Source organism: Fenollaria sp. C0166D3, assembly GCF_056590255.1.
Map to the genome: position 1 here is coordinate 30622 of NZ_JBWPVU010000007.1, position 16190 is coordinate 46811.

14 protein-coding genes are annotated in these 16190 nt (G+C 36.0%); 2 read left to right on the forward strand and 12 right to left on the reverse strand.

Features of this window, described 5'->3' with window-relative positions:
• Positions 1-5: 5 nt before the first annotated feature.
• From AC1EJ0_RS05920 to AC1EJ0_RS05965, 10 genes are all read right to left on the reverse strand, one after another.
• A complete protein-coding gene (locus AC1EJ0_RS05920) occupies positions 6-1844 on the reverse strand; it encodes an ABC transporter permease subunit (RefSeq protein ID WP_480023603.1) in 1839 nt (612 codons plus the stop codon).
• A gap of 9 nt (positions 1845-1853) precedes the next feature.
• Positions 1854-2840 carry an ABC transporter permease gene (locus AC1EJ0_RS05925; RefSeq protein WP_294795210.1) on the reverse strand — a complete coding sequence of 329 codons (987 nt, stop codon included), beginning with the start codon at positions 2838-2840 and terminating at the stop codon, positions 1854-1856.
• An 83-nt stretch (positions 2841-2923) separates the two neighbouring features.
• Positions 2924-4879 carry an ABC transporter substrate-binding protein gene (locus AC1EJ0_RS05930; protein ID WP_480023604.1) on the reverse strand — a complete coding sequence of 652 codons (1956 nt, stop codon included), beginning with the start codon at positions 4877-4879 and terminating at the stop codon, positions 2924-2926.
• Between the two features lie 133 nt (positions 4880-5012).
• The gene (deoC, locus tag AC1EJ0_RS05935; protein ID WP_480023605.1) at positions 5013-5660 is read right to left on the reverse strand and encodes a deoxyribose-phosphate aldolase; all 648 of its coding nucleotides are present in this window, start codon (positions 5658-5660) and stop codon (positions 5013-5015) included.
• Between the two features lie 9 nt (positions 5661-5669).
• Positions 5670-6344 (reverse strand): TIGR01906 family membrane protein, encoded by a 675-nt coding sequence (locus tag AC1EJ0_RS05940; protein ID WP_480023606.1) that lies wholly within the window; start codon positions 6342-6344, stop codon positions 5670-5672.
• 1 nt (position 6345) lies between these two features.
• Entirely contained in the window at positions 6346-7068 is a 723-nt protein-coding gene (locus AC1EJ0_RS05945; RefSeq protein ID WP_480023607.1) for a YebC/PmpR family DNA-binding transcriptional regulator, read from the reverse strand.
• A gap of 10 nt (positions 7069-7078) precedes the next feature.
• Positions 7079-7804: an NAD(+) synthase gene (gene nadE / locus AC1EJ0_RS05950; protein ID WP_480023608.1), complete on the reverse strand. Its 726-nt coding sequence runs from the start codon at positions 7802-7804 to the stop codon at positions 7079-7081.
• The gene (locus AC1EJ0_RS05955; RefSeq protein ID WP_480023609.1) at positions 7805-8449 is read right to left on the reverse strand and encodes an IMPACT family protein; all 645 of its coding nucleotides are present in this window, start codon (positions 8447-8449) and stop codon (positions 7805-7807) included. It abuts the gene before it with no gap.
• Positions 8442-9686: a GTPase HflX gene (hflX, locus tag AC1EJ0_RS05960; RefSeq protein ID WP_480023610.1), complete on the reverse strand. Its 1245-nt coding sequence runs from the start codon at positions 9684-9686 to the stop codon at positions 8442-8444. Before hflX ends, AC1EJ0_RS05955 begins: the two co-directional genes overlap by 8 nt.
• A gap of 114 nt (positions 9687-9800) precedes the next feature.
• Positions 9801-10454 (reverse strand): hypothetical protein, encoded by a 654-nt coding sequence (locus AC1EJ0_RS05965; RefSeq protein ID WP_480023611.1) that lies wholly within the window; start codon positions 10452-10454, stop codon positions 9801-9803.
• A gap of 129 nt (positions 10455-10583) precedes the next feature.
• On the opposite strand from AC1EJ0_RS05965, the gene AC1EJ0_RS05970 reads away from it, so the two are divergent.
• On the forward strand, positions 10584-13556 hold the full coding sequence (locus tag AC1EJ0_RS05970; RefSeq protein ID WP_480023612.1) for a penicillin-binding protein 1A: 2973 nt from the start codon (positions 10584-10586) through the stop codon (positions 13554-13556).
• Between the two features lie 152 nt (positions 13557-13708).
• Positions 13709-14227, forward strand: a complete 519-nt coding sequence (locus tag AC1EJ0_RS05975; RefSeq protein ID WP_480023613.1) for a hypothetical protein — start codon at positions 13709-13711, stop codon at positions 14225-14227.
• A 74-nt stretch (positions 14228-14301) separates the two neighbouring features.
• On the opposite strand, the gene AC1EJ0_RS05980 is transcribed toward AC1EJ0_RS05975, so the two are convergent.
• Positions 14302-15153 (reverse strand): bifunctional 5,10-methylenetetrahydrofolate dehydrogenase/5,10-methenyltetrahydrofolate cyclohydrolase, encoded by an 852-nt coding sequence (locus tag AC1EJ0_RS05980; protein ID WP_480023614.1) that lies wholly within the window; start codon positions 15151-15153, stop codon positions 14302-14304.
• 155 nt (positions 15154-15308) lie between these two features.
• The gene (secF, locus tag AC1EJ0_RS05985) at positions 15309-16190 is read right to left on the reverse strand and encodes a protein translocase subunit SecF (protein ID WP_480023615.1); all 882 of its coding nucleotides are present in this window, start codon (positions 16188-16190) and stop codon (positions 15309-15311) included.

Below are 16190 nucleotides of genomic sequence, written 5' to 3' on the forward strand. Positions count from 1 at the left end.
ACCTCCTATCTTTCAGCTGATCTAGGGTCGATAGCGTCTCTTAAGCCATCACCTATTAAGTTAATACAAATTACGCAAACACCTAGTATGATAGAAGGGAATACCCATCTCCACCAGTATCTTTGAATAATTATAGAGTTGTTAGCACCGTTAAGCATGTTACCCCAAGTTGGATATGGTGCTGGAACACCAAAGCCTAGGAATGAAAGTGATGCTTCTGTAAGCATACTTGATGCGAATGATAATGTAGCGTTAACTATAATTATAGATATAGTGTTTGGCAATATATGTTTAAATATAATGTTCTTTTCTTTAATACCTAGTGATCTTGCAGCAACAACATATTCTTGCTCTCTAATTGAAAGTACTTGCGCACGAACAAGTCTTTGAAGTCCTGTCCAAGATAGTAAACCAAGTATAATCATGATCATAAAGATCTTTTGGTCGGCAGTCATTGTTTGGCCAACAAGTGCTGATAGTATCATCGCAAATGGTAGGAATGGTAGTGAACCTATCATTTCAGCAACCCTTTGTAGAACGTTATCAACCCAGCCGCCAACGAAGCCTGAAATACCACCAACGATTACGCCGATGATAGTTGAGATTATAACTGCGATAGCACCTATAGTCATAGATTTTCTACCACCGTTAAGAATTCTGTTCCAGATGTCTCTACCTAGGTCGTCAGTACCTAATAGGTAACCTTTGTGACCATAGCTGTGCATCTTACCTGATTGATCTTTAACGTGAGTTTGATAGAATCCTGTGTATATTTCATCTACTTTTTTGCCTCTTAAATCAGCTGGAACATCTAATTGTCCTAATGAGTTTGAACCCCATTCTTGAATAGTATCATCTTTTAGCTTTGCTAAGTATGAATATCTTTGTCCATAAATATTCTTTACATTACCATCAATATTTTCAGGAACTTCCCACTCACCAGTAGTAGTTGGGTTACCCCACATATAAATTTTACCTGATTCTCCAACAGCAACGAATGTATTGTATGAAGATGCAAGGTCAACGATCTTTTCATCTATTTCAGGAATCTTTGATAAACCTGATTCTTGAGCACCTAAGTGAACAACTTTACCATCTTTAGTGATAGCACAAGCTGTATTAGGGTTAGGAGCAATCTTAGCGATGTTCCCTTGATATTCATGACCTTCTTTGTAGTCATTAACACCCATATTACCCCAAGCATATGTGTCTCCATCTTCATCTATAGCATAAGATACTTGGTCAGATGCTGCTATGTCAACAATCTTAGTACCCATTAATTCTGCTGGAGCTTTAGCTTGTTTAAGTCTGTTATTACCCCAACCAAGCACTTTACCGTCCTCAGTAAGTGCAATTACATGGTCAGTACCACAAGCTAATTTAACAATATTCTTTCCTTCTTTTTTAACTTCCTTAGGTATTTTTCTAATATCTACCTTTTTAGAGATATTAGTTTTACCCCAAACAAAAATCTTACCATTGTCATCAACAGCAGCGCTAAATGTAGATCCAACGCTTAATGTCTTAATATTTTTAAGACCGTCTGGCAATGGAAGTATGTCAAAACCTGGAGCAATGTTTGCTTGTGTTGTTTCAACATATGATAAATCTAAAGGATTGAAAAGTGGTCCTATTAAAACTAATAAGAATATACTTAAGAAGATAAAAAATGCAGTCATTGCTACTTTATTTGAAATGAATACATTTAGTATGGTTCTAAAAGGAGTTTGAATATCATCCTCAATCATAACATCTTTCTTTTTATCTTTCTTTTTAAATAATCCTTTTTCTTTTTTAGGAGGTATTTGTTTTGTGTCTTTTAAGTCTTTATTATCTTTTTCCATATTAACCTCCTAATTTTCTACTCTAACTCTAGGGTCAACTAAGCCGTATGTCAAGTCCGTAATTAAGTTGCCTAATAGAGTTATTATGATATAGAACAACTGAATAGCAAGCGCTAAGTCATAGTCCTTTTTATTTAAAGCGTCTATGTAGAACTTACCCATACCATTTAAATTAAACATTGATTCAATAATTAGTGATCCTGAGAATATACTCATAAACCAACCAACTATAAGTGTAACTACTGGTAATAAAGCATTTCTCCACGCGTGCGAATAAATTACAGTCTTTTCCTTTAAGCCCTTTGCTCTTGCTGTCTTAATATAATCCATGCTTAAAGCGTCATCCATAGCAGCTCTGACATATCTTGTCATACCGCCTAGTGAGCCTACTGTCATGATTATTAGAGGAAGTGCAATATGCTTAAAGATATCAAGTGTATCTTTAATACCTGTATAATTCTTTCCTGCAGTTCTCATACCACTTACAGGGAACCATTGTAACTTAACACTAAAGATGTAAATAAACAATAGTGCAGTAATAAATACTGGTATAGAATAACCTATAACAGTTAATACTTGTGTTACTTGGTCAAAAACTGAATTCTTTTTAACCGCACATGCTATACCAAGTGGTATAGTTATGCCAAGACCTATAATTATTGCAAAAATGTTAATAAATATAGTAAGTTTTAAAGGTTCTTGTACAACGTTAACAACCTTATCTTTATAAACTCTTGAGTCACCTAAGTCGCCTTGTAATAATCTACCAAGCCACTTTCCATATCTAACTATCATAGGATCGTCAAGACCATATTGTTTTCTTAAATCTTGATATCTCTTATTGTACTCTTCTACTTTTAATTGTGCCTTCATTGGTTCAAGCTCAGCTCTTGCCGGGTCTGAAGGTATCATATTATACAAGAAGAAAAGCAAAATAGACATAACAAAGAATACGAATACCATGTAAAGTATTCTTTTTATAACGTATTTTCCCATCATCATCCACCTTATCTGTATTTTTATAGAAGGCAATATTTCTATTGCCTTCCACAAAATGTTTTTTTTAATTTTAATGTTTACTATTCTGTTACCCAAGCATCTAGTATAGTTGCTGTTAATCCCTTCATTTCTGAAGTTTCCCAATGTTGAAGTTTTGAGTTGTAGAAGTCATGGTATTGGTTAGAGTATAGTGGTAGGTCAGGAAGCATTTCGTTCCATCTAGTTACGAATTTAACGAAGTTGTCCTTAAATACATCTCTTTGATCTGGAGAAATCATTACCATGTCTGTAGCAGCTTGTTCTAGTTCTTTATCGAAGATGAAGTTAGTGTTGTAACCCATCTTGATCATTTCTTCCTTAGTTGAGTAAGTGTATTTTTGGTCATACCATGGAGTGAAGCCTGTAGCTAAGTTGAACATGTTATATGTTGGAACTCCGTATTTAGCATCTTGTGATGCGTCTCTGTATAACCAGTTTAGTAATTCGTCAAAGCTCATTGCGTCTCTTTGAATCTTGATACCTGCTTTTACAAGGTCAGGGTTTTCAGCTAGTTTAACAACTAGTAAGTCAGATACTTCGTTGTTTTCAGTAGATGCCCATTTGATTTCAAGTGGCATTAAAGTACCGTCATCCATCTTTTTGTATCTTGTTCCGTCGCCTTCTTTGTATTCAGCGCCTGATTCGTTTAGAGTAAAGCCAACTTGTTCCAATAATTCAACAGCCTTAGCTGGGTCATATGGATATGAGTTAAGCTTTTCATCAAGTTCTTTCTGAGTTTCTTGATAGAACCATTGAGCTGTACCATAAGGTCCGTTTACAACAGAACCGTATCCACCTGTAAATTGTTTAGCGAAATCGTTTCTGTCTAGTAAGTAAGCAAGTGCTTGTCTTACTTCTGGGAATTGAGTTGGTCCAACGTCGCAAGAGAATGCGATCTTACCATAACCAGCTCTTGGATAGTCAGTGTAAGCAAATCCTTCGTCTTCTGTTAAGTCCATGCCAGCGTTGATAGTCTTACCATCACCGATGTTCTTGATTATATCAACACCGCCAGTCTTTAAGTCGTCGATTTGAGTTGCTTGAGTTATCTTCTTAAGAATAACTTTTGAAATTAGAGGTTTTCTACCCACTCTATCTCCTTGGAAGTTAGGGTTGATAACCAATGTTGCTAATTGTTGTGCTTCGTCGTATTTTTCTAACATATATGGACCGCTTGAAGGTAGAGTCTTTCTGTCTCTTGCAGCTTTAACTGCATTCTTGAACTCTTCTGTATTAATATCTTCAACAAAGTAACATCCATCGCCGTCATCTTTAATGTCTACTTCTTTACCTAACCAAAATTCTAGATCTTCTGGACCTGCTGATACAGAGTTTAATTCATAGAAATATGGTGTATTTTCAGGATTAATAGTTGCTGAGAAAGTGTAATCATCAATTAGGTGAACACCTTCAAATTCTTTCTTTTCACCTTTACTAAATGCATCGTAACCAACTAGGTCGATACCTGAAGTGTTTTTACCACCGCAGAAGTCTGGACCGATAAGTCTTGAAGCCCATAGTAAAGTTCCTGCTACATAGTTCTTTGCTGTGATTTCTTTACCGTCAGCAAATTTAAGACCTTGTTTGATTGTGAATGTGTAAGTCTTTGATCCGTCTTCGTGTTCTTCAGTGTCATACTTTTCAACGATAGAATCATCAATTACGTATTCACCTTCGTCAGTTTGATCAACTGTACCGTAACCAGATACTAAACGTCTAACGTCAGCGTCTGATGCGTTGTTTTGCCATACTCCTGAGAAGTCTCCACTCATTTCAGTAGTAGTACCAATGATTAATTGGCCACTTGGTTCAGTTGGTCTTTCAGCTGTTTCGTCATCTGATGGTTCTTCATCAGAATTTTCGTCTTCAGCTGGTGCGTCTGTTTCAGTACCTGGTTCTTCTGGTTCTTCATCAGTCTTCTTACCGCATGCAAATGCGAAAGCTGATAATACCATAGAAAGTACTAGTAAAAACACTAATGTCTTTTTAAGTTTCATTAATATTCCCCCTTAAATTTTTTTCATATAATAACGGCTATATGTTACATATATATTACAACATTTTTGAAAAAATTGCAAGCTTTTTTTATAAAAATTCAAAAATGAGCTTGCAATTATTATTTATCTACTATTAATTTTCTTTGTAATTTATAATTTCTAAACCGTGTGAAGTGCCGATAACATCAGCACCTGCCTCGATAAACTCTAGTGCAGTTTTGTAATCAGAAATTCCTCCCGAGGCTTTTATTTTTATTTTTCCATCGAAGTTTTCTTTTATAAATTTTACGTCATCTAATTTTGCTCCAGATTTCGTAAATCCTGTTGATGTCTTCACGTAATCTACGCCATTCTCAGCCAATATCTTTGTTATATATAATATATCTTCGTTATTAAGGAAAGAAGTTTCTATTATAAATTTTAATATATGTGACTTAGTAATCTCTCTTAGAGCATTTACCTCTTTACTTAGATAGTCATAGTCTCTCATCTTGATTCTTCCGATGTTCGAAACAATATCTAAGTCGTTTGCTCCGTTTTTAATCGCATCTTTTGCTTCATAAATTTTTGCCTCTGTAGATGCATATCCATTAGGAAATGATATCACTGTAGTGAGATACATATTTTGCAAGTTTTCACGAGCGACTTGCAAAAACGATGGTGCTATACATATGGATCTGAATTCATATTTTCTTTGTTCTTCCACAAGCTTTATAATATCAGCCTCACTTGCGTCCTGTTTTAAATTTGTTTGATCTATAAATTTAGCTATACCTAACATTTATGAATTTTATACTCCCTTCTTCTTCATTTTACTACTACACCTTGCTACGTAATAAAAGCTACAAATATGAATTACAAATATCGATATTGTGTAGTAAGCTAAGATTTTTATAAAGCCAGATACAAAGAATTCTTCTGGCATTAATCTTATTAAAAAATCTGTCTTTGGATCAAGCTGCCACAAATCGTTTTTGAAGAAGATCTCATGAAACTTTATAAAGGCTCCTTGAAAGTCTGTTAGATACAAGATGCCAAAGAATATTGGTACTAAATATCCGATAAACAAAGTGTTTCTTAGCTCTTTAAACTTAAATACATTAATTTTCTTCCAAGCATATAGCATTATAATGATTAAAGTTATTATTGCAGCCACTATCTTTATTGTGTTTATTGTCTTATATATGCCTCTTACATCTCTCATGTGGCTTATCTCTTTATCATTTAAACCTATAAGGCTTAGGTGCTCATCACCATTAAGCCCTCTTAGATAGCCTGCTATAACTTTTGAAGCAACTAAGACTTCATCTTCAGATCTGTCGATGTAATCAAAGCTATCCATGCGTTTGGCGCACAAAAATACAGCATTTTCATCGTAGGAAACTGTTTGTATTGCTTGACATAATATAAGTGCTATTATATTAAGGGTTAATATAATAGCAACTGATAATTTCATATTCTTCATTTTAATCTTCTAAATTGTGTGAAACGCTTTGAACGTCGTCTGATTCTTCTAGGTCATCAACCATCTTTTCAAACTTAATTGCTTGCTCTTCGTCAAGTTTAACTGTTGTTTGAGGTATGTTTGATAAATCGAAATCACTTAGCTTGTATCCTCTATCCTTTAAGCCTTCAACAACTTGGTTAAAGTCTTCAACAGCTGTGTAGATTTCATAACCTTCTTCATATGATTTAAAGTCTTCTGCTCCTAGATCAATTGCGTCCATAGTTAAGGTATCTTCATCAACTGATCCGTCGTTTTCTATAGCGATAAAGCCTTTTTTATCGAATAGATATGATACGCAGCCTGTTGTTCCTAAGTTTCCGCCGTGCTTATCAAAGGCGTGTCTCACGTCTGAAGCAGTTCTGTTTCTGTTATCTGTTAAGCACTCAACGATAACAGCAACGCCGCCTATGCCGTAGCCTTCGTAAGTAACGTTTTCGTAGTTAGCATCGCCTTCGCCACCTTCACCTTTCTTGATAGCTCTTTCGATGTTGTCGTTAGGCATGTTCTCAGCCTTAGCCTTTTCAATAGCTGACTTAAGTGATGGGTTAAATTCTGGATTTGAACCGCCTTCTTTAACCGCTACAGTGATGTATCTAGCTAGTTTTGTAAATACTGATGCTCTTCTTTGGTCTTCCTTACCCTTTTTAGCTTTTATTGTTTTCCATTTTGAATGTCCTGACATTTTATTCCTCCTAATAAATGTTTTTAAAATAATCTATATCCACTCTCTTATGCTGAGTTGAATTATATAGCTTTTTTATTCTTTCTTCTTTTTCTGGGTCAATGGCCTTGCCCTCGAAATATTTTTCTATATCGTCATATGAAACGCCTAGCTCGTCCTCATCGCTTTGGCCCTTCCATAGCCCTGCCGATGGTTTTTTATTTATGACTTCATCTGGCACGCCTAAAACTTTGGCAATTTCATATACCTCACTCTTGTAAAAATCTCTAAGTAAATATATATCGCAAGCGCTGTCCGCCCATTTGGTGAAATAACCGACCAGATACTCGCTCTTGTTTGATGAGCCGACTACCATGTATGATAAATTTTGTCCATATAGATAAAGATTTGTCATCCTAAGCCTTGGCTTTACATTAGATAAGCTCATCTTTGAAAATCCTTCTGCTTTAGCATTTTTCACAAAGTCATCATAAGTACTTGTTAAATCAACTCTCGCAGTTTTAATACCTAGCTTATCTGCTACTAATTTTGCATCTACTTCGTCTTCTTCAAGTGAGTGTATCGGCATCACTATGCCTAAGTGATCATCCCCAAAGGCAAGTTTCGATAGGCCTGCGACTACAGCTGAATCAACGCCGCCTGAAAGCCCGAAAACCGCTCCTTTTAAGCCGGTCTTGTCCCTTTTATCTCTTAGCCAAGATACCATATCTTGGACTATCTTTTCATAATCTTTCAATTATTTCACTATCCTTTTATCAATATGCGCTTTTATATATTCATCCTCAAACTCGTAATCAAGCTCTCGATTGGCAAGATTTTTGAGCGTTTCTAAAAGTTCTTCGCTGTCCTCTTCCTTTATATATATGTCCGCGCTAATATTTTCCATATACTCTAAATTGTCTAAGTCATAAACTGTATGTGATAAATAATTCTTAATCTTGTCAAACTCTGCGTATGGAAATGTCAGTCTGTACTTAAGAAAGCTGCCGTAGTCATAAATTTTGCCGTCGATGCTCTTCTTGAATGCGCCTGAGTAAGCTCTTACAAGGCCGCCAACACCTAATTTAATACCTCCAAAGTACCTAGTTACGACGCAGACTATGTTTGATAGTCCCTCCACATCCATAACGCCAAGTATAGGTCTTGCCGATGAGCCTTGTGGCTCTCCGTCCTCATCGTAGCGCTTTATGGGTATGCTGCCATTAATAATGTAGGCGCTAACGTTATGAGTCGCGTCCTTATACTTTTCTTTCATCTCATTAATGAAGGCTATGGCCTCGTCCTCGCTCGTAACATGCTTTGTATTTGCTATGAACTTTGATTTATTAATCAGGTCCTCGGCGCTTACTAGCTCCAGAACTGATTTATATTCATTATTCACAGACATAGTCTTTATATTTATTGTAATCTATTTGTGAAAGCTTCACTTTTATGTACATTGAAGCTTCGTCGTACTTTGTAACTTCTACTGCATAGCTCTTTTTTAGCCTATCCACAAGGGCGCTGTCCTTGAAAGGAACTTTCATTGTGACTTCTTTGTGATCCTCTTTAAGTACTGACTCTATCTTATCTATAAGCTTTTTAACGTCTTCATCATTTTTTGCTGATATATAGATGATGTCATCTGTGTCATTTAAAGTGGCCCTTCTATGCTCGTCAAGTTTGTCTACCTTATTATATACCCTTAAAACTTTTTTGTCCATAAGTCCTAAGGACTTCATTAATTCAAGTGTCGTCTCAATCTGTAAATCCATGTTCTCGTCAGATATATCAACCACATGTAGTATCAAATCCGCATATTTTAGCTCTTCCAAAGTGCCTTTAAAGGCTTCGACTAGCTTTGTTGGTAAGTTCGATACAAAACCTACAGTGTCTGAGGCGATAAATTCTGATCCAGTGGAGAATTTTATCTTCCTAACAAAAGTTTGTAATGTGGCAAATAGCATATCCTTAGCCAAAACTTCCCTCGCTCCGCTCTCGGAAAGCCTAATCATACTATTTAATATAGTAGATTTGCCGCAGTTAGTGTAGCCGATGATGCTTACATATGGCACATCACTCTCATTTCTCTTTCTCGAGATATTGTCCCTAGACTTTTGAGCTTCCTTTAATTTATTCTTAATTCTATCGATTTGTTCTTGTATGTGACGTCTATCTGTTTCAAGCTTTTGTTCACCGGGTCCTCTTGTGCCGATGCCGCCACCCTCTCTTGATAGATAATTATTCATACCGACAAGCCTTGGCAGTCTATACGATAGCTGAGCAAGCTCCACTTGTAGCTTTGCTTCAACAGTTTCAGCCCTTAGAGCAAAAATATCCAAGATAAGATTAGTTCTATCAACCACTTTGATGTCAAGTTCATCCTCTAAGTTTCTTGTTTGAACGCCGCTTAGCTCGTCATTAACAACAAGAAGGTCAATGTCATTCGCTTCAATAAGCGTTTTAATCTCGTTAAGCTTACCCTTGCCCATGTAGTAGCGAGGGTTTAAAACGTCCTTACTTTGCTTCACTCTGACTATGGCTTCAGCGTCGCACGCCTCAAGAAGCGCTTCAAGCTCATCAAGATACTCGTCAGTCTTTGAATCAAATTCAATTGTATATATAATTGCTCTCTCCATATAGCACCTCTTTTGTAATTATACCAAAGCCGTGATTAAAAGTCAAAATATATTTATTGTATATAAAATAGCGTAGACAAATTTATCTACGCTAATCGTTTTTCTTGTGCAAAATTATTTATCATCGAGCCTATATATCCAAGTCTCTGTAATTTCATCTACTCCGCCACTAAAAATATTCTTTAATCTCATAGCACTTTCATCTACATCATCTGCTTCGAAAAATATTTCTTCATAATCATTAAAAAGCTTTTCACAAAGGCTTTTGAAAAAGTCATCTGCCTTAGCTATATCGCTTGCATATACATAGGCAATTTCATTATCTTCTATAAAGGCTAGCGCCATGCCATCTTCATCGTTATAATAAACGTCCTTGGTTAAAATATTTTTAAATTCATCAAAATCTACTGACAGTGGATTAATGCTCTCATGTGTCTTCTTATAATATTCAAAATATATTTTTGCCAGCTCAAAATATTTTTCATCACCCTCTTTTGCCAAAAACAAATTTATCTTAGCTGTCTCTTTTCTGATGAGATCATCTCTTCTAACACTCATGCCATAACAGGTCCTCACTCTATTAAAACCATTTTCCTCGATGAAGTCTTTCTTCTTAGTATCATCCCCATCTATCATCATCTGTAGCGGTGCATGATTTTCTTCGCTTATGGCTTTAAAGCTATCTCTATTTATATTTTTCATATCGTCTAAATCAAAATCTATATATATGTTTTTCTTATGAAAGTGATTCTTTTTTATGCTTATCATCTACTCACTCCTCCATTCACCATGATTATATCACAATGGCCAGATAAATATTAAATTTTTCTTAAATTATATACCAAAAGCTTTAATATGTGGTATAATACATGTAGATATTATATTAGGAGTGATAATATGTCTAATAATAAACGAAGAAGAAAGCCGAGGTTTACGCTTAAGAAGCTAATAGTCATTACGCTGATGACTGTGCTTATATCGCTAACTCTTTTTGCTGGCTCTGTTGGCCTCGCTTTTGTTAATATACTTACTACTGCCCCAGAGATTAATCCATATGAGATTAACAGTGGCTTTGAAGAGACGTCTCTTATATTTGATAAGGATAATAATTTACTAGAAAAGGTTGAGACTGCTGAATACAGAACTTTTGTTAAGCTATCGAAGGTGCCTCAATATTTGAAGGATGCCTTTATAAGCATCGAGGACGAAAGATTCTACGATCACCCAGGCGTTGACCCTAAGGGTATTATGTCATCTCTATATGAAAACTTTAAGGCTGGTGGCGTTGTACGTGGCGCGTCAACTATCACTCAGCAGCTAATCAAAAATACTTACCTATCTAACGAGCAAACGCTTACAAGAAAGCTTAAGGAAATATATCTTGCCCTTAACTTAGAGACAAAGCTTAGCAAGGATCAAATACTTGAGTCTTACTTAAACATGATTTCTCTTGGCCAAAACTCCTATGGTGTACAAGAGGCTTCAAGAACATATTTCTCTAAGAATGTTGATGAGATAAATATCGCTCAAGCCGCTCTACTTGCTGGCGTTGTTAAAGGGCCAAATATATATCAACCGTTCTACAGAGTCAGTCCACTTAAGTTTGATGAGGCGACTATGAGAAAGGTTGGCGAAACTGAAATATTAGGTGAAAAATACATCCTTGTATTTAACACAAAATCTGTTGAAAGACAAAAGGTTATTCTTAAAAAGATGCTTGAGCTTGAAAAAATATCTCAAGCTGAATACGATGAAGCGATTAATTTCGATATAGTAGCAAGCTTAAAACCTAGTGAAAAGAAGCAAACTGAGATCACAAGCTACGCGAGCGACTACGTTAAGAATCAAGTCGTTGAAGACTTGATGGAAAAGTATCAAATTACTAAGCAAAAGGCTCAAGAAAGACTATTCACAGGCGGTTTAAGAATTTACTCAACTATTGACACCAAGATGCAAAAGGATCTTGACGAGGTCAACAGAAACTTCAACGGCATACTTCTTGGCGACGTATCAAGATACAAGGCTCCACTGCTTGTTGACAGAACCCTTGATAAGGCTGGTAATATTGTTGATAAGAACGGTAATATGGTTTATTTAAAGAAGGCAAATCTACTTACTGACGATGGCTACCTATTCATACCAAAGGGCGAGTTTAGCATAGCTGATAACGGTGATTTAACTATCACGAGCCCAAGGGTCTTTGCATATAATAAATCAACTGATATACAAGACTACTACACTATTGACGATGCGAAGAACCTTCTAACTCACAGAGTTGGCGGTCTTGCAGTGCCTGATGCTTACTACTTAAGACAAGCTAAACACAGCTTAATTATTAAAGCAGGATTCTTTGAAAATAACGCTGGATTCTATAAAGTTAATGAAGCTGGCAACTTATTCATAAGCCCAGACTATTTCTATAATAATAAGACTGGTCTAGTTCAACCACAGTCAGCAACTGTAGTTATGGACTACAGAACTGGTCACATCGTTGCCATGATAGGCGGACGTGACGTAAAAGGCAATAGAATTTTGAATAGAGCTACTGACACGACTAGACAACCAGGCTCGTCTATAAAGCCTATAGCAGTATACTTACCTGCTCTTGACAATGGCTTTACAGCAGCATCGCCAATACTTGATGTGCCATTGGTAACAGGTGAAGGCAAGGTATGGCCAAAGAACGTTTATACTGGTTTTAAAGGTATCACAACTCTTAGAGAATCAATAATCTACTCCATAAACGTAAGTTCTGCTAGAACTTTGAAAAAGATCGGCATACCTACTTCTATAAAATATCTAAAGCTACTAGGCCTAATTGACGAAGAAAATCCAAGTAAAGATAATTTTGTAGAGGCTAGTGAAAACAAAACTCACAACGATGAAAACCTTGCTGCTCTAGCTCTTGGTGGTATGACAAAGGGTGTTAGCCCACTTGAGATGACTGCTGCTTATGCTGCAATCGCTAATGACGGTGTTTACATCGAACCGACTATATACACTAAGGTTTTAGATAAGGACGGAAACGTAGTCCTTGATAAAGAGCCTAAGCAAAGAAGAGTTGTAAGCCCACAAATTGCTTATATCATGAAGGATGTACTTAGATCAACTGCTTACGAACATACTGGCGGAAACGCAGTAGTAAAAGGACAAGCCACAGCTGGTAAAACTGGTACAACTGACTACAAGGCAGACTTCTGGTTTGTAGGTTTCTCTAATTACTACGCAACTGGCACATGGATGGGTAATGACTCGCCTAAAATTACTATACCTCAAAGCTCATGGCTAGCAGCAAAACTTTGGGGCCACATAATGACGAAGATACATCAAGATAAAGAAAGCAAACCTCAATTCGCTGAGCCAGATGGCATAGTCAAGGCTTATGTATGTACTAAATCAGGTAAAAAGCCAAGCTCGCTTTGCTCCTCTGACCCAAGAGGCGTCGTTAAACAAGAGATATTTGCCAAAGGAACCGAGCCAAAAGATACATGTGACGTTCACGTTTCATTAGAGGTAAACTCATCAAATAATAAGATTGCAACCGAGTTTACACCGGAAGAGCTAAAGATTACTAAGGTCTTCACTGCACTAAACCCAGCATACAATCCTGCTGAACACAATGGTATCATACCTAAGGACTACAGCTACTACCCTCCTATCGAGTCGGATACTCAAGAGGATTTAGATAAGTATAATCAAGAGCATGGCATCGATCCAAATAACCCTGATGGCAATACGGATTGGAACGAGATAATTACAGATATCATTGATCATAGTAATGGTGACAACGGCGAAAAAGAACCTAAGGAAAATGATACAAATTCTGATAACAATTCAAATAATGAAGGCGATGTAAAAATATTACCATAGCTATAAATAGAAGAAACAAGGCTTAAATTAGGCCTTGTTTTTTTATGTAATCTATACTTTCACCTTTTTATATAAGAATTTACAATGATAATACATTAAGATTATGGGTAATATATTAATAGATAAGAATTAATATTTATGGAGATGAGCTTATGAAAAATGAAAAATCATTAGAAAAGTATTGGCTAATACTTGCTATAGTACTGATTGTAGCAGCGCTAGCTATATATTTTATATCTAAATCAAATAAAATAGATTTAGCTAAAGTTTCGAAAGAGATAAAAGACTTTGCCTCGCTTGAAGAGCCAAGCATTGAAAAGTTTGTAAAGAAGGGCTACGTTGATATTACTGAGCCGCTTGAACATGATGCTGGTATCAATCTTAGAAACAGTCTTTTAGCGCCAAGTGTATATGTAAAAACTGTAAGACTGGATGAAAATGATAAGTATCACGGCGCTATATACTGGAAGAACAGAGACGAATGGAAAGTAGGAAAGCAAGAATTTTCTACTGATGATGAAGATAGAATAACGATTTATGACGCAAATCCAGTGGTCCTAAAAGAAGTATTAACAAAAGAAGAAGATGGATTAAACAAGGTATATGCCATCACTATGGCAATAAATCCAGATGTGACTAGCGAAGAGATATATCTTTTCTCGTTCAAATAATTTAATCTGCATATGAAAAAGTGCTAAGCATGTAATTTTGCTTAGCACTTATTTTTAACTCTAGTATTTATTTACTATTTGTTTTGTTTTTCTACTGCCTTTAGTACTTGATTTAGAAGTATTGTAGTTGTTATACTACCTACTCCGCCTGGTACTGGTGTGATCTTTGCTACATAATCAAGGAGATTGTCATAATCAGCGTCACCACTAATCTTTCCTTCCTTGTCCATACTTACGCCGACGTCTATAATGATAGAGTCTTCATTGAAGTAAGACTTATCAAGCATCTTCGCTCTGCCAAGTGCTGTGAATACTACATCTGCGTTCTTGCAAGCTGCCTTTAGATCCTTTGTCTTTGAGTGACAGATAGTAACTGTGGCATTTTCATTAAGTAGCATCATAGCAAGTGGCTTACCAACTACCATGGAACGATTGATTATAACAGCGTTCTTGCCAGCGTAATCATAGCCAGTTCTGCCAAGTATCTCTACAGCTGCTCTTGGAGTTGCTGGTTCAAAGCTATCTTTCTTGCCTTCAAATATTGCTTCTAGATTAATTGGGTTCATGCAGTCAATGTCCTTATCTGGATTGATGAAGGCAGCAACTTTTTCTGCATCTATTTGCTTAGGAAGTGGTCTAAATACAAGTATGCCGTGCACTTTATCGTCCTTGTTTAGCTTGTCCATAAGGGCAAGAAGCTCCTCAGTTGTTGATTCTCTCGCAATGTTAAATACTTCTGAATCGATATTTAAGTTTGCACTAACCTTTAGTATCGCCTTTTCATATGATATGTCGCTTGGGTCTTCGCCTAGTCTTACTATTGCTATTTTTGGTGCAATGCCTTTTGCACGGAAGTCCTCAATCTTTTTACTCATATCAGCCTTAATCATATCTGCTACGGGTTTACCCTTTAAAATCTCTGTCATAATTACCTCCTTATGATATTAATAGTTCTTATATCAAAACTATTTACTATTCATTAACTTAATACATTAATACCCAATTCACAATAATTATAATACTTAATTAATATTTTCATAAAAATAGAGGAGACTTCTCGTCTCCCCTTATATAAGTTTAATTAAGCTCTTTTGCTCTTTGCGCCATGGCCAAAGTTCTTTTCAAGTAGTCCCCAAGTATATGGTGCGATGAATGTAGATGAAATCATACCTTCAACGATACCAACAAGTAGCGGGATACAAAGTGCTTCGATTACGTGGCCACCTGTGATGTATAGAACAACAACTGCGATAAGTGTTGTTATTGTTGTTAATACTGTTCTTCTGAATGTTGAGTTAAGTGATGTTTCAATTAATTCAGCGTTTTCCATCCTTGGATACATTCTTTTGTTTTCTCTGAATCTATCAAAGATAACTATAGTCGCGTTGATTGAGTAACCTACGATAGTTAGTGTAGCTGCGATTAATGATGAATCGATTTGTAGGTTAAATATGCCGTATGTTGCTACTATAACAAGAACGTCAACGATTAGAGCAAATACTGCTGCAACACCATATTTCCATTCAAATCTAAATGTTACGTAGATAAGCATTAAGATTGATGCGATGATGATGGATATAACAGCTTTTTGTCTAATTTCTCTACTGATTGATGGACCAGTAGTTGTGTCTTCGATATTGTTTCTGTCAACCTTGTATTCATCAACAAATGCACGGCTGATTTGGTTCTTTTGTTCGTTTGTTAAAGCAAGTGTAGACTTGATAACTACAGTTTCTTTGTTAGCACCTGCATATACAACGCTTGCTCCACTGTCAACTTTGTTAACTATATCATAAACTTTTTCTTCTTCAATAAATTGCCCAGCATTGATTCTCATGATAGTACCACCTGAGAAGTCGATACCGTAGTTAAAACCATTGATGCAGAATCCTATGATACCTGCGATGATAACTATGAATGGTATTGGAGCAAAAAACTTTTTCAATTTGTTAAAATTAATCAT